This is a genomic window from Gimesia benthica (assembly GCF_009720525.1).
Taxonomy (GTDB): Bacteria; Planctomycetota; Planctomycetia; order Planctomycetales; family Planctomycetaceae; genus Gimesia; species Gimesia benthica.
On sequence record NZ_CP043930.1, the window covers coordinates 3,867,444 to 3,884,679 of the forward strand.

General features: G+C 54.8%; 15 protein-coding genes. 8 read left to right on the forward strand and 7 right to left on the reverse strand.

Annotation, left to right across the window (positions count from 1 at the left end; all coding sequences use genetic code 11):
* Positions 1-2: 2 nt before the first annotated feature.
* Both F1728_RS14765 and F1728_RS14770 read right to left on the reverse strand, forming a co-directional pair.
* A complete protein-coding gene (locus F1728_RS14765) occupies positions 3-992 on the reverse strand; it encodes a sugar ABC transporter substrate-binding protein (protein ID WP_155364757.1) in 990 nt (329 codons plus the stop codon).
* A gap of 145 nt (positions 993-1,137) precedes the next feature.
* Positions 1,138-3,054 (reverse strand): polysaccharide biosynthesis protein, encoded by a 1,917-nt coding sequence (locus F1728_RS14770; RefSeq protein ID WP_155364758.1) that lies wholly within the window; start codon positions 3,052-3,054, stop codon positions 1,138-1,140.
* Between the two features lie 363 nt (positions 3,055-3,417).
* On the opposite strand from F1728_RS14770, the gene F1728_RS14775 reads away from it, so the two are divergent.
* The 5 genes from F1728_RS14775 (at position 3,418) to F1728_RS14790 (ending at position 9,181) form a co-directional block, all read left to right on the forward strand.
* Positions 3,418-4,023 carry an anthranilate synthase component II gene (locus tag F1728_RS14775; protein ID WP_155364759.1) on the forward strand — a complete coding sequence of 202 codons (606 nt, stop codon included), beginning with the start codon at positions 3,418-3,420 and terminating at the stop codon, positions 4,021-4,023.
* A gap of 22 nt (positions 4,024-4,045) precedes the next feature.
* Positions 4,046-5,260 carry a molybdopterin molybdotransferase MoeA gene (locus tag F1728_RS14780; protein ID WP_155364760.1) on the forward strand — a complete coding sequence of 405 codons (1,215 nt, stop codon included), beginning with the start codon at positions 4,046-4,048 and terminating at the stop codon, positions 5,258-5,260.
* Between the two features lie 225 nt (positions 5,261-5,485).
* Positions 5,486-6,601: an apolipoprotein N-acyltransferase gene (locus tag F1728_RS31255; protein WP_194242830.1), complete on the forward strand. Its 1,116-nt coding sequence runs from the start codon at positions 5,486-5,488 to the stop codon at positions 6,599-6,601.
* 5 nt (positions 6,602-6,606) lie between these two features.
* Positions 6,607-7,374 carry an apolipoprotein N-acyltransferase gene (gene lnt / locus F1728_RS14785; RefSeq protein ID WP_194242831.1) on the forward strand — a complete coding sequence of 256 codons (768 nt, stop codon included), beginning with the start codon at positions 6,607-6,609 and terminating at the stop codon, positions 7,372-7,374.
* 286 nt (positions 7,375-7,660) lie between these two features.
* Positions 7,661-9,181 (forward strand): DUF4339 domain-containing protein, encoded by a 1,521-nt coding sequence (locus F1728_RS14790; RefSeq protein ID WP_194242832.1) that lies wholly within the window; start codon positions 7,661-7,663, stop codon positions 9,179-9,181.
* Positions 9,182-9,261: 80 nt separating this feature from the next.
* Here F1728_RS14790 and F1728_RS14795 read toward each other — a convergent pair whose 3' ends face one another.
* A complete protein-coding gene (locus F1728_RS14795) occupies positions 9,262-9,711 on the reverse strand; it encodes a hypothetical protein (protein WP_155364763.1) in 450 nt (149 codons plus the stop codon).
* Between the two features lie 103 nt (positions 9,712-9,814).
* On the reverse strand, positions 9,815-11,002 hold the full coding sequence (locus F1728_RS14800) for a ribonuclease D (RefSeq protein WP_145443283.1): 1,188 nt from the start codon (positions 11,000-11,002) through the stop codon (positions 9,815-9,817).
* A 342-nt stretch (positions 11,003-11,344) separates the two neighbouring features.
* Between F1728_RS14800 and F1728_RS31260 the strand changes: the two genes are divergently transcribed.
* Complete coding sequence (locus tag F1728_RS31260; RefSeq protein WP_194242833.1) at positions 11,345-12,061, forward strand: OmpA/MotB family protein; 717 nt, start codon at positions 11,345-11,347, stop codon at positions 12,059-12,061.
* Positions 12,062-12,101: 40 nt separating this feature from the next.
* Here the strand turns inward: F1728_RS31260 and F1728_RS14810 are convergent, their stop codons facing one another.
* From F1728_RS14810 to eno, 3 genes are all read right to left on the reverse strand, one after another.
* Positions 12,102-12,434 carry a hypothetical protein gene (locus F1728_RS14810; RefSeq protein ID WP_145193267.1) on the reverse strand — a complete coding sequence of 111 codons (333 nt, stop codon included), beginning with the start codon at positions 12,432-12,434 and terminating at the stop codon, positions 12,102-12,104.
* Positions 12,435-12,687: 253 nt separating this feature from the next.
* Positions 12,688-13,275: an FtsB/FtsL family cell division protein gene (locus tag F1728_RS14815; RefSeq protein WP_155364764.1), complete on the reverse strand. Its 588-nt coding sequence runs from the start codon at positions 13,273-13,275 to the stop codon at positions 12,688-12,690.
* 278 nt (positions 13,276-13,553) lie between these two features.
* Positions 13,554-14,828, reverse strand: coding sequence for a phosphopyruvate hydratase (gene eno / locus F1728_RS14820; protein ID WP_145193263.1), 1,275 nt, complete (start codon positions 14,826-14,828; stop codon positions 13,554-13,556).
* A 483-nt stretch (positions 14,829-15,311) separates the two neighbouring features.
* Between eno and F1728_RS14825 the strand changes: the two genes are divergently transcribed.
* Positions 15,312-16,361, forward strand: coding sequence for a phosphatidylserine decarboxylase (locus tag F1728_RS14825; protein WP_228030766.1), 1,050 nt, complete (start codon positions 15,312-15,314; stop codon positions 16,359-16,361).
* On the forward strand, positions 16,348-17,229 hold the full coding sequence (pssA, locus tag F1728_RS14830) for a CDP-diacylglycerol--serine O-phosphatidyltransferase (RefSeq protein ID WP_155364765.1): 882 nt from the start codon (positions 16,348-16,350) through the stop codon (positions 17,227-17,229). Before F1728_RS14825 ends, pssA begins: the two co-directional genes overlap by 14 nt.
* Positions 17,230-17,236 lie beyond the last annotated feature (7 nt).

A 17,236-nucleotide genomic window follows, 5' to 3' on the forward strand; every position in this document is an offset into this window, starting at 1 on the left:
TATCAGTCTGCCTCCAGGTGCTGCTCCGCATTCTCAGCTGTGATCAGTTCGACGCGGACTTTCACGTCTTTCTCAACCGGTTCTCCATTGAGATGGGCGAGCATTTTCTCCGCTGCGATCTTGCCGATCTCTTTGGGGAACTGAGCCGAAGTCGAATGCAGCTTTCCGGCCTGGATCGCTTTGATCCCCGCCTGCGAACCATCGACGGTGACGATGGTCACGTCGTCCAGCTTGTTAGCTGAGTCGAGAGCCGATATCACACCCAGGGCATTCGGATCATTGATGGCGAAGACCGCGTTCAGATCGGGATAGCGGCCGATGAGGTCACGCATCACGGGGCGGGCTCCTTCGGTCGTTCCTTTGGCTTCCTGGACGTCGAGGATCTCCATCTCGGGATATTTCTGCAGCGTCTCTTTAAAACCGGCGACCCGGTCGATGCAGGCTTTATTGACCGAGAGGTGCAATACGACCAGTTTCGCTTTGGGGTTCACTTTGGCCAGGGCCTCGGCAGCGAGTTGTCCCGCGCGGACATTATCGGAAGCGACGGTGCAGACAATCAGTTCTTCATCCGATTCCTTAACCGGGGCATCGACGATGATGATGGGCACGTTTTTACGCTGCGCTTCCAGCAGTGATCCCTTGAGGCCTTCCCAGTTGACCGGATTGACAAAGATGCCGGCGACGTCTTTGAGAATCAGATCGGAGAGATCGTTTTTCTGTTTCAGTGAATTGAACTGCGCGTCGAGGATGATCAGCTCATCGCCGTGCGCAGCGAGTTCTTTCTGCAGTCCATTGCCCAGATCGACGAAGAAGGGATTGTTCAATGTCTGAAAAGAAGCACCAAACAGTCGACCCGGAGGGGCAGTGTTGCCCTCTGTCTGCGCGGGGTCGGAACCAGTTCCAGGAGCGGAACTGTCATTACAGCCGCTGAGAAGTGGCACGAAGAGCAGCAACAGTGAAGACGAGATCAGAAACCGTAGCGCCTTGTTCATAATCTACCTGCGTTTTCATGGTGTAAGAAACGGGCCCATAAAACGACTCTCTGTATTACTATTAAGTAACAGATTCAGGCAGGGATGAAAAGGTACTGCAGGGAATCGGCGGCTGATCGCAGCTGCAGTGGATCACAGTCCGACTTTAAGCAGCGCGGCGGAGAGGTGTCTCAGCAGGTTGAGAAATGCTGGACTGAAATTCGGGGAGGATCCGCTGAATTTCTGCGAGGATCACCGGAGAAGGTTGTTCGGTGATCGCTTCCAGTCGCGCGAACGAGTCATGGATGAACTGTTCGCTGACCGAGACTTTTTCGGCGACCATGATTTTGGGATGCCGGGTTGGCAGATGTTTTTCGCCGTCAACGTGCAGTTCTTCATAGAGCTTCTCGCCGGGCCGCAGACCGGTGAACTGGATTTCGATATCTTCACCCACCTTAAGGCCGGAGAGTTGAACCAGGTCGGTTGCGAGATCAACGATCCGCACGGGTTCACCCATGTCGAGAACGAAAATTTCCCCGCCCCGCCCCATCGCACCAGCCTGAATCACCAGCTGCGAGGCTTCGGGAATCGTCATGAAGTAACGCTGCATCCGTTCGTCGGTAACCGTCACCGGGCCGCCGTTCTGGATCTGCTGTGTGAAGATCGGCACCACACTGCCGGCGGAACCCAGAACGTTGCCGAAGCGAACCGTCACAAAGTGACAGCGGGAATGAGCGGCGAGCGACTGCACATACAACTCGGCAATCCGCTTGTTGGCGCCCATGACGTTGGTCGGGTTGACGGCTTTGTCCGAGGAAATCATCACGAACGAGCCGACGTTGAATTCTTCTGCCAGGTCGGCGAGGTGTTTGGTAGCCAGCGCGATGTTCTTGACCGCTTCGCCCGGGTTGCCCTCCATCAGAGGGACGTGTTTGTAGGCAGCGGCGTGGAACAGAATGTCGGGCTGGTATTCCCGCATGACGGCGCGAATGCGTTTAGAATCGTTGATGTCGGCGATCACGACGTCGAAGCGACCCGCGTATCCCAGTTTGATCAGTTCCCGTTCGAGGTAGAACTGGCTGTTCTCGGACCGGTCGACCAGGATCAGTCTGCGGGGAGAGAACTGCAGGAGCTGACGACAGATTTCCGAACCGATGCTGCCGGCACTGCCGGTGACCATGAGTACGCGGTCATCCATCCAGTCGCGAATGTTCTGCATATCGAGCTGTACGGGCTCACGCCCCAGCAGGTCTTCAATACAGACGGGCCGTGGTTTCATCTCCACTTTACCCGAGAGCAACTGCTGATAACTGGGAAGTACCTGAACCGAAATGTCGGCCGAGTTGCCGGCTTCCATTAACTGGCGGACCGTCTTGCCCGGAATCTCATCGGCCGGTAGCAGGACTTCCGAGACGCCGTAGTCTTCTGCGAGGACGCACATCTGGGCGAGCGAACCGAGCACCGGGACTCCGTTGATGCGAGTACCGATCCGACTGGAATAGTCGTCCAGGAAACCGACGACTCGCAGGCAGGAATTTTTATCGCGTTCGATCATCCGCAGGAGCGCGGCGCCGGCTTCATTGGCACCGATAATGAATGTAGGTTTGCAATTCCCCTGCTGGCGAAATTTGCGGCCACTGTCGCGAACCATGCGAATCCCGGCACAGATGCCACAGACCACCAGGATCGTGGAGCCCCAGTCAATCAGAAAGACGGAACGGGGCAGCATGACTTTGGGAAAGAAGAGGTAATCGACCAGTGCCAGTCCGATTGAGCTGATGGTGACTGCTTTGGCCAGGTTGACTACATCGCGGGTAGTGATGTAGCGACTGCGGATTTTATAAACGCCGCTCCCCCAGAAGGTGAGCGTTTTCAGACCAACGGCCCAGAGGACTGTTGCGCGAAACATGCGAAAGCCGTTTTCTCCCAGTACGCCATCGACGTTGAGAGAGCCTTCATAGCGCAGCCAGAACGCCAGATAGTAGATCACGCAGAATATAGGTAGAAAGACAACCATCCAGAACAGCTGCCGCCGTGAGATGGTGAAGCGTTTCAACCAGTTTGATATCGGCCTGGAGTCCAACCTTAACCCCTGTAATTACAGGTTTCCGCCGGTTTAATGCGAGCGAAATGTGTACATTTAAGCATTTGTGATCCGGATCCTTCCGGAAAGGCAGGGATTCATAACAATTATTGCCATTTCTGGTCAACACCAATATTCTTAAGAACAAACCAGTTAATACGTTGTCTTATCAGTCAGAGATGACAGGCGCCACTGGTTGATTTGCCGATGGATGTACGTGTGACGGTCAGTCGGAATCGGCGGCTCGGGATCGGTTGCTGGAAGCAGGAAATCCTCCGGGCCAGTCGCTTTTCCGCCGTCCGTTGTCTATGATTTGTTATTCCCAATACACATTACTTAACTTGATCTGCTGCAGGGTGACACGTGATTTTCGTTCTCGATAACTATGATTCCTTTACCTATAACCTTGTTCAACGGTTTGGGGAAATTGATCCGACACTTCAGATTGAAGTGGCCCGGAACGATCAGACTTCGATTGAGGAGATCGAGCGGTTAGCCCCCGAGAAAATCATCATCTCTCCCGGTCCCTGTACTCCGGGTGAAGCAGGTCTTTCGAAAGAGATCATCGCGCATTTCGCGGGGAAAGTTCCGATTCTGGGGGTCTGCCTGGGACATCAGTGCATCGCAGAAGTCTTTGGTGCGAAAGTGGTTCGTGCTCAGCGACTGATGCACGGCAAAGTCTCTGAGGTATATCATGACGGCAAAGGCGTGTTTCAGAACCTGCCTTCCCCGTTTCAGGCGACACGCTATCACAGCCTGATCGTTCCCGAGGAAACCTGCCCTGAGGATCTGGAAGTTTGTGCCTGGGTCGAAGAGGAGGGACAGCCGAAAGAAGTCATGGGGCTCCGGCATTGGAAATTTGCGGTCCATGGCGTGCAGTTCCATCCGGAAAGTTTTCTGACGCATGAAGGAATCACGCTGCTGAAAAATTTCCTGCAGTTGCCCGCGGAAGAACTCACCAGCGCTTGAACCAGAGAGGGAGGCATTCCTAATGCTGTCTGTCCAGGAAGCATTCAATCAGATTCTCAAAACAGTCCGACCCACGACTCCCCAACGTTGCTCATTGTTTGAAGCCACGCATGGTGTGCTGGCGGAAGATGCCGTCAGTGATGTCAATATTCCCCCGTTCGATAAGGCACTGATGGATGGCTTTGCCGTTCGCAGCTGCGACGTGCCTGAGGGAACCGGGACCCTGCAGATTCAGGAAGTCATCTACGCGGGTTCGGTGCCCAGTCAGTCCCTGGAGGCGGGACAGACGTCACAGATCATGACCGGCGCTCCACTGCCGGAAGGTGCGGACGCTGTGATTCAGATCGAGCATTGTGAGATCAACGAATCCGAGCAGACGGTGCGGATTAAAACGACGCCCGTCGAACCGGGTAAGAATATGCTTTACCGGTCTTCGGTGCTGGAAGAAGGGGCGACCGTGGTCAAAGCGGGTGCGTATCTTCGCGCCCAGGAGATCGGCGCGCTGGCCGAAACCGGCAGTCCCCAGATTCCGGTTCGGATGCGGCCCTCCGTGGCGATTCTGGCGACCGGTGATGAACTTGTGCCGCCGGAAGAGCGTCCCCAGGCGGGACAGATTCGTAATTCGAATGAAGTCATGCTGCATTCCCAGATCCTGCAGGCCGATGCCCGACCTGTACCGCTGGGAATCGCCCGCGACGAACGCGACCAGCTACGCGAGAAAATCCGGGAAGGTCTCAAGAGCGACTTTTTGCTGCTCTCCGGCGGTGTTTCTGCCGGGGAACTGGACCTGGTCCCCTCGGAGTTGGATGCAGCCGGCGTGAAACAGGTATTTCACAAGGTGAATCTGAAGCCGGGCAAGCCGCTCTGGTTTGGGCTTCTGGAGCGTGAGACTGGTTCGCCCTGCTACATTTTCGGTCTGCCCGGGAACCCGGTGAGTAGTATGGTCTGCTTCGAACTTTTTGTACGCTCCGCGTTGCGACAGTTCCTCGGTGATCCCCATCCGATGCCCCGGAAATTGAGAGCACGGCTGACGGCGGACTTTCAGTCGCGAGGGGATCGCCCCACTTATCAACCTGCTCGCGTCGAGTGGTCAGAAGGGGTGGCGTTCGTAACTCCATTGAAATCAATGGGTTCTGCGGATTTGCATGCAACAGTGGCCGCGAATGCAGTCGCGCTGTTCTCTACGGGCAATCAGCTGTATCAGAGCGGGTTCTTAATTGACACATTTTTATGGTAGTAGAGTGAGTTTCTCCCCTGATTGATCTACTCCTGAAAGCCTGATTTCAGTAAAAAACACCAGAATCAGACATAAAAATGGGGTCCGCTGACTGGATTGGCCCCATTGAGAAGCGTTGAAGCGACGTAAGAAGAATGACCGGTTTCCGTGGGACAGGATGTTTCACGTTCAGGAAATCGCTCAGTCAGCGTTTCTCTGCGAGATCGAAAACCAAGGATGGAACTCATGACCTCGACCACAATCTCTACCGAACCAAATCCCTCTGATCTTCCCGAAATGGAACCACAGTCCGTGTCTGATGCTCAATCCTCCCAACCTGAATCCACCCCCGATCATGCCCTGGGGCAGGATATTCAGCGGATCATCAATACCGCGCGGACTTCGCCTGCTCCCACCTGGGGAGCCTGGACGTTGTCGGGGTTGACGGCGGTGCTGATGTGGGCCAGCTTCACTCCCGTTGACTTCGGACCGCTGGGCTGGGTCTGCCTGATTCCGCTACTGTTGCTGGTTCGCATTCCCCGCGCAACCAGATTGATGTATACCGCCACCCTTTGCGGCGGCCTGCTGTTTACGATTCCTACACTGCAGTGGATGCGTCTCGGTGATCCCAGTATGTATATCGCCTGGATCGCACTCGCGTGTTACTTCGCATTGTACTTTCCGACCTTCGTTTTTCTGAGCCGCATTTCCGTGCATCGGTTCCGTATTCCGTTGCCACTGGCCGCACCCGTGATGTGGGTTGGTCTGGAATACATGCGGGCTTACCTGTTGACCGGGTTCTCCTGGTATTACATTGGTCACACGCAATACCGGTGGACCGAGCTGATTCAGATCAGCGATATTACGGGAGCCTACGGTGTGAGCTTTGTGGTGGTGATGCTGGCCGCCTGTTTTACCGATCTGCTGCCGATGTCACTGATGAAGCGGCTACAACTCTTTCCGACCAATCTGACACCCGAAGAACAGAACCTGGATCAGATTGGTCGCAAGCAGCTGATTCAGACCGCGGTCTGTCTGGCCCTGTTTCTGTCGGTACTGGGATATGGCTATGTGCGACGCGGGCAGGCTGAGTTTAAAGATGGTCCCCGTATCGCGCTGATTCAGGGTAATTTTCCGAGTTCCCTCAAACACGATCAGAATCAATGGCGGTCGATCTACCTGAAACATCTGGTGTTAATGGGAGCCGCAGTGCGTCATCAGCCCGATCTGGTGGTCTGGCCGGAGACGATGTTCCGCTGGCCGCTGGTGGATCGCAACGGAAAAACCAACGAACAGTTGCAGGCGATCGCGCCGGAAATTCCGCTGAAGAGATGGAGCGAAACTTCAGTTCAAAAACTTTGACGAATATGAGCCAGGAAGCGAACGCTGCACTGGTGATTGGACTCGACACGGTCTCTGCCGGTGACAAGCGTGTGGAGCAGTATAATTCCGCAGCCTTTGTGCGACCTGATGTCGGGATTACTTCCCGCTATGACAAGATTCACCGGGTCCCGTTCGGTGAGTATACACCCTTACGCGACACCCTGCCTTTCCTGCAGGTCCTCACTCCTTTAGGGGCCTCTTTCGGAATTGAACCCGGGAAGCATGCGGCAAACTTTGAATACCGGGACTGGAACTTCGCTCCGGTGATCTGTTTCGAAGATACCGTTCCCCAACTGGTTCGCTCGGTCATGAATCAGTCAGCGACGGTAGAGTCACCCTCGGCCCCGATCGACTGCCTGGTCAACCTGACCAATGACGGCTGGTTCCATGGCTCCAGTGAGCTGGATCAGCACCTGATTACCGCTTCGTTCCGCTGCGTAGAGAACCGGACACCGATGGTGCGTGCCGTGAATACAGGGATCTCGGCTGTCATCGATGGTGACGGCATGATTGTTGAGCCTGATGTCTTCATTGATGGTGATAATCAGGGTCGAAAATCGTTTGTGAATCCGAAGACCGGGCGGTGGAACAAATCGATGAATGCGGTTGTCATCGATACGGTTCCCCTGGATAACCGGACCAGCCTGTATACGAAATACGGCGACTGGTTTGCGGGCTTCTGCTGCTTTAGTGCCCTGTTTGTCTTCTTTATGGGGTTGTTGCTGCGAAAGCAGAAAACTGCTGCTGCCTGAAGCAGTTGCGTCTGACACCTGGCATGTCTGAGCGTCCGCTGACCGCGGGAGGGGCCAATCGTAACGATTCCGGCAGCGGGTGGCCGAAACGCCTCACTTCCAGGTGGTGGAACTGCGCGCCCCCCTTTGTTTTTGTCGGTTTTTCGAAAAAACAAGGCGAAAATCGTAGATTTGCGCCCTACCCTGCGCATTAAAATAGGCAACTAGAGCACGGGCCTTGTGCGCGCAGTTCCAGAGACTCAGGCACAAATTCACTTTAGATCTGTCACAGATTGTTAGATAAAAAATGGCACAGGACAGCTGGTATTACAGGCAGTCAGAAGAAACAACATCTGGTCCCATCTCTTTCGAAGAGCTGTTTTCCATGGCTCATGAAGGAAAGCTGACGCCACAAATGGAGGTCAGAGTCGGTGAGGGCGGGAACTGGTTCTCCGCAGCAGACATTGGAGGGTTGTTTGACTCAAGCGAGTCAGAGGAGACCGAACTCTCTCTGGACGATTTTTCGATCGTGGACTCTTCGTTTGGGATGGAGGAGAATACGAATCTGCCCTCAATGGAAGGTTTCTCAATCGTCGAAGAGGAAGATAAACTTTCTTCTGAGCTCGAATCTCAGCTCCCCCGCTTTGCCACTTTGGAAGCCGTGCGGAGCAAGCATCAGAAAGTGCAGTGGTACTGCCGGGTACTGAATCATGAACTCGGGCCGATGTCAGCCGATGATCTGATGCAGATGCTGTTCGATGGCGAACTGGCACCGAACGATGAGGTGAAGTCATCTGCAGAACCGGAGTGGGTTCCCGCGCGAACGGTGGTCTTCTTGAGTTCATCGGGAAGTGACCTGGACGTTATTGATGCGGAAGATATGGACGCAGACCAGATCGTACCGACTTCCGGCGAAACGGAGACCGAAGAGGCAGAAGCGGATGTTTCTGAATCATCCAGGAAAAAGAAAAGCAAGAAAAAGCAAGCAAAAGAAGAAGAGAAGAAAGCAGCAGAGCCACCCAAGCCACCGATCCTGAAGATGCGGTCCCGTCAGAAATGGTACTGCAAACTGGGAGGCATGGGTTACGGTCCAATCGAAGCACACAAAATCAAAATGTGGGCGGAGCAGCAGCGTGTCGAACCCACCGATTTGCTCAAGCTGGGCAGAAAAGGGGAGTGGTTTGAAGCCTGGCAGATTGAAGCGCTGCAGTTGAAAAAGCCCGAGCCAAAGAAAGAGGAAGCAGCAGCTCCCGCGGAAACGGAGAGCGCTGATGCGACGCCCACAGCGGCAACTCCCGCTGCCGCTGTTCCACCGCCGGCCAGTAGTCCTGCTGCCTCTCCTGCTCCGATGGCAGCGACTCCTCCCCCGTCCCGTCCCGCCAAGCCGCAGATTAAAGTCGCCCGTTCCAATCCATTCGAGGCGCTGGGGCCCATGATGGATCCCAAAATTCTGGGAGGTGTAGGCGGAGCGATCGTATTGGCTGCAATTCTGTACTTCGTCCCACTGGGAGACCTGTTTGCCCCCGGCGGAGATGCTGAACTGGCCAAGTTCAAAGCGATCCACCAGGAATTTCTGGCACTGCAACAGAAGCAGGCCAGCGATGCCGAGTGGTCCAGTTTCAAGAACAAGGTCAAATCAGAGATGGATCCCCTGATCAAAGAGCTCGAAACGAGTGCCGGTTCTGATCGCCCTCAGCTCCAGCAGATGCTCTGGGCGGGTCGCGATTATCTGCCCGGGATGCTGGACAATGCGCGGACCGAACCAAGTCCCGACCAGGAAAAATTTGAGAAGCATCTCAAAGAGGCAGAACGCATTATTAATGAGTGAGTTTGATGATCTGGAGTCCTTCCCGGTCTCCGAATCCGTCGGCTTCTAAGCAGTGCTTTACCGGCGGAAGGACGTGTAATTTACACGTCCGGTTGCGGTGGCGTCTTTTTGAGCCAGATCAGCATGCGGGCCGGCGAGGGATCTTCTCTGAGAAGTCCTTCCACCTGGATGAATTGATTCTTTCGGATGCGATAGGCGAACGATCGTGGCTGGGGCTGCCGTTTTCCTTTGTTCGGACCGGCGGTCACTTCCAGATCAAAATAAACGAAGACGTTGACATCTTCCATCCGCTGTAAGCGGAATTGCGCCTGGTGCTCGTGGATCAGTTTGCCATTCAGGTCAAATACCCGCACGATGGATTTCTTGCCGATGATTTCCTGTTCCACCTGCAGGGGAGACCCATTGCCGGCCTGATCATTGCGGACCCATTTTCCCGCGACAGCCTGATAGTCATCTTCCGGCGCGGGTTCCGCTCCCAGGAGGGGCGAAGCCAGCATGAGTATGAGGGGCAGTATGCGAAGGAGTATCATCGGCATTCCTGACTCTGTTCCTGGTAGAATGAAACGATCCACCGGCAGAGTGAGGATATCACCGGTACAACGTGGCGATTGTACAGGTTGGGGCTGATTGTGCCTAGCTGAGTCTTTCGAAATGCAGCGGATGATCCGATTCCGGATCGGCGACACGCATGGAGATCTTGCCGTCCAGGACGTCAGTGAGCAGATCACCGCAGACTTCCGCTCGCCAGCCTGTCATCAGGCGAGGCCTGTCGTCGCTCTGCTCTCCATACACATGATAGCGGACCAGGTGCCTTAAATCGGATGTCGTTCCCACCAGCGTCTGGGAAACATTCATCTCGGCACAACGGTTCGCCAGGGCAATACCCAGCAGTTTACCGATCACCTGCTCATCCTGATTCTGCTGCGTATTGGGATTTTCCTCCAATTGCGGAAGCTGGTCATTGGGAAGCTGCAGGGCTTTCTCAATTCGTTGAATGACCTGGGGAGCAAGCTTGAACATGTTCTTGCGATTGAGATCGCGGGTGGCGGTCAGGTCCTGTGGTGTCTTGGGTTTGCGTTTGGCCAGTTCGATTAACAGGTCGTCGCGGAGAATCCGACGGACCGGCTGGTTCTTGTCCTGGCCAACTTCATCGCGCCAGTCAAAGAGTTCGCGGACGATGGCCAGTTCGCGCGGCTTCAGTTTGTGCAACCCGGAAACGCGGCGCCAGTTTTCGCGGTGAAATTCGGAATCGACTTCATCGATCATCCGTTGAAATTCCGCCTGGGCCCACTCCAGACGGCCCAGGTCCGTTAATTCTTTTTCCTGGATCTTCCAGATGCGCAGTACGTACTTGACGTCGTCGAGAGCGTATTTGATCTGCTGGTCAGTGAGTGGTCTGCGGCGCCAGTCCGTGCGGGTCTCTTTACTGCCCGCTTTTTCTCCCAGCACGCGGGCGACCAGTGCGGTATAGGAGATGGGAAAGCTCCGCGAGCGGAGCCCTTCGGCGATTTGCAGGTCGATCAGCTTTTGTGGTTTCTTGCCGGAGAAGTGGCGGCAGAAACGAACCTCTTCGCGTCCGCCGTGCACGACCACCGTGGTGGAATCGTCGGTCATGATATCCCACCAGGGAGTCAGATCATCCACTTCGTAGGGATCGACGGCGACCGTGCGTCCTTCGAAGGAAAACTGCAGCAGGGAAAGTTCAGGGCGATAAGTGAATTCGGAAACGAATTCCGTATCGAATGCAACGATGCCCGCATCCTGAATCTGATCACAGAGTGCGACCAATTCCGACTGCTGCACAATGAGGGGGCTCGACATTCCTTGACCACTTCCTTTTCTTTTTCCAGAAATTCCCGGATTTCTCTGGCGCTGATGTTCTGATCGGTTGCTGCTTACTTAACTCCTAATGTTGTAGATATTTATTGTGTTCGTCAATGATCTAAGGGGCATTTTGTTCGAGGGAGGGGATTTGCAGAACCCCGCCGGAGCTGAGGGGGAGGCCCTGTAAACCCGCTGAACAGGGCCAGTTTGAGAAAAATCCGCCAAGTTTCACGGCGCCGCATGACGATTCTGGTGGTAAGCGGCGCTGGAATTCCGCGGGAGCAGCAGATTCTGCCGAATCTCCTTATTTCTTCATTCACTAAGCAGGAGCAGACAGTCATGGAAGACGATGGTCCACCGGGAGTCCCCGAATGGGTGGTGACTTACGGTGACATGATGTCGCTGCTGCTGACGTTCTTCATCATGCTGGTTTCACTGAGTGAAATCGTGAATGATGAGAAATACCGGTCGATTCTGGAGTCGATTCAGTCTTACACGGGTTATCGTACCGGCCCCATTTCACCTCCGGGAAAATATTTCCCGATGAACTCGATGATCGAACAGATGAGTATGCTGGGGGCGTTTACCGACAGTAAGGCGCGGGGACGCGGGGGGATCAAGACGAAGGCCCTCGAAGGCAAAGATGTGCGTATCTTCCGCTTCCGGGAAGGTGTGCCGGTTCCCGTCGGGAAGACCCTGTATTATGGTCAGACCCAGGTAGAACTTGACGAGGAAGGTAAAACGAAGCTGGACGAGATGATACCGGAGCTGGCGGGCAAACCGAACAAAATCGAGCTACGGGCTCATACGTCGGTGAAACCTTTGCCTCAGGACGGCCACTACAATGACAAACTGGTACTGACTTACCAGCGAGGGCGAGAGGCTATGCTCTACCTGATCCAGAAAGGAGTCGAGGCCAAACGGATTCGCATTACTGCTGCCGCCGATTACGAGCCTCCCCTGCAGACCGGGGATGAGAAAACGCAGCAGATGGACCGTCTGGATGTGCTGCTGCTGGACGCGTTTGTGGATGACTACGTCGGCCCCCGCAAATAGTGCGGAGGTCGAGAGAATCTGAACGCGTGATTGAGTGAGCTTATTCGCCCAGCATCTGATCAGCGACCCGTTGCAGATTGCGCGAGGAGCGATCCTGCATTTTCAGGATGTGAGGTGCAGCGGCTTCTTCGTGTGACTGATCGATACGGGTAATGATCCCGGGTGCCAGTGGCACATACATGGATGAAACACGGGCCTTCATGCTGTTTTCTTCTGCTTCGTGCATTTCCTGATCCTTATTCTGCATTTCATCGAGAACGATGGGATTCCAGGTCGCTTTTCTTTGATCGGCTGAAACGTAGTGCATCCGCGCCCAGCGTCTCAGTCTGAATTCCGTTAACAGAGAAGTCCTGGCTTGCTTATCTGTATCCATTCTGTGATGCCCTTCAGGGTTGAAACGTCATGAAATAACTACTAATCAGATCGTCGCGGCTTCGGGATTGTCCGAACTGAATTTGATTTCTGCTGCCGGCTTTCAGCGAGATAGAATGACAGAGAAGCTATTCCAGAAAAAATCCGAACAACGTGGTTCCTGGGAAGAAAGGCTAGGATCACAAAAACGAGATCAGGTGTTGCAGGCGGGGCGTTTGCTGCATTCGTGTTATTCCTTACAGTCGGAACCGGGGTCAGTCCTCATCAGCTTCCGATTCCGAGACGCGGTATCGAGAGAGGAACAGCGACACAAAGTCTTTAGTGGAACGGGTTACGTGCTCCAGCTGATGGGACTGTGATTCATGCAGAAACGTAAAGGACAGCAGTACGATCACCCCGGCGGTCAGCAATAGAGAGGATCGCACCTTGTGATTTTCACTGACCATGCTCAACATGGGTACGTACCAGGCGCGACTGGTGACCGGGATTCTCTGACGCGGATTCCATTGAGGCAGATCCAGGGCCAGATCGGGATCGACGGCAATGCGCTCTTCACCCGGTCGAACGGCATCAAAGTCGACCCGCGCGACTTCAGAGCGAAACTCAGGATCATGTTCCAGCGAATGGGCGATCTGTTTCAGGTATTCAACCTGATTTTCCAGCGTCACCAGCTGGACCTGGTTCGAGAGATACTCATTCCGTAGCTCAAGGTAGGCCAGGTACCGCGGCGAAAGGACAACCGCAGCGAACAGGCTCGCGGCGAGGAATAACAGCAGCCAGAATGTCAGCGAGATCATCCAGCCGATCCCGGTTTCTTCGTTCTGGTGCTGTCTGTGAGTCACGATGTTGATGGCCGATACAAAAGGGACACGATCTCTGCAGACGTCGGGCGCAGAGCTACCTCATCAAGATCGACAGGGTTGCACAGGTTTCTCCAGACCCTGTTAAGCTGTGGCGATTGGCGCAGCTGTGTCTATGGTGCCGGTTGGCTTGTGCTCAGCAGAAATGCAATGAGACGGGGCGGCGAATCGCATCCTTCAACTCATGTCCGCACAAAAAAACTCCCCGCGGAAACATGTTCCGGGGGGAGTTGTTAGTCTCAGAGTTGAGTGGAATCAATTCAGGAGATGGTACCGCCGAAGGTGGCTTCCTCTCCCAGAATCTCTTCGATTCGCAGCAGCTGGTTGTATTTGCAGATCCGGTCGGTCCGGCTGGCGGAACCGGTTTTGATCTGACCAGTGCAGAGAGCAACCGCGAGGTCGGCGATGGTGGTGTCTTCGGTTTCGCCGGAACGGTGGCTCATGACGGCGGTGTAACCGTTGCGTCCTGCCAGTTGAACTGCTTCGATGGTTTCGGACAGGGTGCCGATCTGGTTGACTTTCACCAGGATGCTGTTGGCAACCCCTTCATCGATTCCCCGCTGCAGACGTTTGGGGTTGGTCACGAACAGGTCGTCGCCGACCAGCTGGACTTTGTCGCCGATCCGTTCGGTGAGTGCTTTCCAGCCTTCCCAGTCGTCTTCTGCCAGACCATCTTCGATAGAGCAGATCGGGTACTTTTCAACCCATGAGGCGAGGAAGTCGACCATGCCTGCGGAATCGAATTCGCGACCTTCGACGGTGTAGATACCGGTTTCTGTGTTGTAGAATTCGGTAGAAGCGGCGTCGAGGGCGATTTTGACCTGATCGCCGGCTTTGTAACCTGCTTTTTCGATCGCGGTCAGAATGACGTCGATGGCGTCTTCACTGTTGGGCAGATCGGGAGCGAATCCCCCTTCGTCGCCGACGGCGGTGCTCAGACCTTTGGAGGAAAGCACTTTCTTCAGCGAGTGGAAGATTTCGGTTCCGCAACGCAGGGAGTCGCTGAAGTTGTCAAAGCCCAGGGGCATAACCATGAATTCCTGCAGGTCGATACCGTTGCTGGCGTGCTCACCACCGTTGATGATGTTCATCATCGGGGCGGGGAGACGGTTGGCGCCAACGCCACCCAGGTAACGGAACAGGGGCAGATCGGAAGAGGCAGCTGCTGCATGTGCGGCGGCCAGCGAACAGGCCAGAATGGCGTTCGCACCCAGGCGTGATTTATTTTCGGTGCCATCCAGGTCGAGCATGACACGGTCGATCAGCAGCTGATCGCAGACATTCAGGTCAACCAGTACGTCGGCAATTTCGGTGTTCACATTCTGAACGGCCTGCTGGACCCCTTTGCCCAGGAAGCGGTCTTTTTTATCGGCGTCGCGCAGTTCACAGGCTTCGTGCATCCCTGTGCTGGCACCGCTGGGAACAGCGGCTCGGCCTACAACTCCATTTTCCAGCTCGATATCCACTTCCACAGTGGGATTCCCGCGACTGTCAAGAATTTCACGGGCATGAACGGAACTAATGGCAATACTCATCGGTTTTGTTTCCTCTAAAAGTTCGACAGGATGAACTCGATCTGTTGATTTCGCAACACATCAACATAGTTTGATATTATTTGGCGTAAAGCAGCATATTTTTAGCAGAAAGCCGGGGTAACCTCAAACGATTGCGTTTAGATTAAATGAATCTTTACCCGACCTGCGGATACCAGCCTGTCCGGAATATGCTCAAACTCTGACCAGGCTTACAGATGCAACGTGACTTCGCTGCCCGACCAGTGAATCGCAGGCAGACCCGGATCCGGCCAGAAGTATCAAACAGAGACGCTGCACGGATTTTTTCGATTCGACCCGTTGCCCGTGAAGAAAACAGATTAAAAATAGTGATGAACGAGGGCGTATCTCGTCAGCCAGCCGCGATCCTGTTAAACTGGGACGTTCTATAGCAGGGACCAGTCCGGTCTCTGAAACCGTTCCCGAAATGATCAGCAGCACGCAACCACCGAAATTCAAGACCTTATGAGTTCAACTTCATCAGACGTTAATCCACCTGCCACCGGACAACCTTATTCCCGACGGGAAGTCCAGCCCATGGATCCGCAACTGACGACCATTCAGCCGGGTGGGGGAATTATTATCAACCTGGAAATGCTCTGGGGCCGCTGGCGGCGATTCTGGTTGAAGACGTTTCGCCCCGGTTACGTGAAGAAAATGGAGAGCACACGGAAGGGGGACTTCAATCCCTGTCCGCATGATGTGCTCGATCCCCGCGACCTCAAATATCATGAGAACCAGGGAGGCTACTACTGGGAGGAAGCGGACGATCCCTTTGCGTATCGCAGCCGACTCCCCTTTGCCCGCGAAGGGCTGGCCGAACTGTTCGTTCTCTCAACCCTGTTTTTCGGCGGTGCCGCCCTGCTCTCCGGGGTGATTTTGTCCGGCGTGGTTACCGGGGTGCTCAGCTACATCGGCTGGTTGCTGGTGCTTACGCTGGTGTTGTTCGGGATGGAGATCGTCTGGTTCTTCCGGAATCCCCAGCGGACGATCCCTGCCGGTGAGGGAGTGATTGTTTCGCCCGCGGACGGGACCTTCGATACGATTGAAGAGATCGCGCATCACGAATATATCGGCGGCCCGGCGATCGAGATCGGCATTTTCCTATCGATTTTCAATGTCCATATCAACCGGATGCCGGTTGCCGGTAAGATTATCAAACTTGCGTATCGACCCGGAAAATGTCTGAACGCACTGCGACCGGAGTCCACGCGGTTAAACGAGCGACTGGAAGTCTATCTGCAGATGCCCGAGCCGACCAACCGACCGATGCTGGTACAGCAGATTACCGGTGCAATTGCGCGGCGGATAGTCTGTCGCCTGAAGCCGGGCGATGAATTAACCAAGGGGGCGCAGTTCGGTATGATTAAGCTGGGTTCCCGGACCGTGATTGTGTTCCCCCAGGAAGAAGGACTGGAAATCCTGGCGAAGCCGGGTGACAAGTTGAAAGCCGGTTCGACCATTCTCGCGAAATATGCAGAGTCCCCCACTGAGGCCTCCAATGAAGAAGCGTAAACTGATTGCCGTCCTGCCGACATTGTTGACGCTGGGTAATGCCGCCTGTGGTTTTGGCGCGATTACCTATGCGGCCAAGGTCGGTCCGGAATACATGGGGCACGTGACCAGCGGGGGGCTGACCCGCATGCTGGGAACTGCACCGGGGATCTATAACTCTTTTGAAAATCAACACCTGTTTATCGCGGCGGTGCTGATCTTTGTGGCGATGCTGTTCGACGCACTGGACGGCAGTGCCGCCCGCTGGACGAATCAGACCTCGGAATTTGGTGCGCAGCTCGACAGTCTGTGCGATGCGATCAGTTTCGGAGTGGCCCCGGCGTTTCTGATGCTGCAGATGATTCAGTTTCGTACCCAGATCTATCATCCGCGCCTGCTATGGGTGATCGCGCTGCTGTTTGCGGTCTGTACCATTTTGAGGCTGGCACGCTTCAATGTGGAAACGGATGAAGATGATTCACACGAAGGGTTCAGCGGTCTCCCCTCACCGGCGGCAGCCGGCGTCGTGGCTTCCTTTCCAATCGCGATGCGCGGCCTTTACAAGCTGGCAGAGACGAAAAATGGATCGATGCAGTCCCTGTCGGAGTGGTTAATTACCGGCATCGGTTGGGCACTGCCGCTGATCACGCTGGCGGTCGCTGCACTGATGGTCTCGCGCCTGCATTATCCGCATGTGTTTAACCAGTTGTTCACTGGCCAGCGGAGCCGCCGGCATGTGATTCAGCTCGTGTTTTCTCTGGCCCTGATCTTCCTGGTGCAGGAGCTGGCGGTCCCGGTCCTGTTCTGTTATTTCGCGTTTTCGTCCCCAATTCGGGCTTTTTGGGAAGAAGTTATCTCTGGACGACTATACAAATCCAGAGAAATTTGAGAAACTG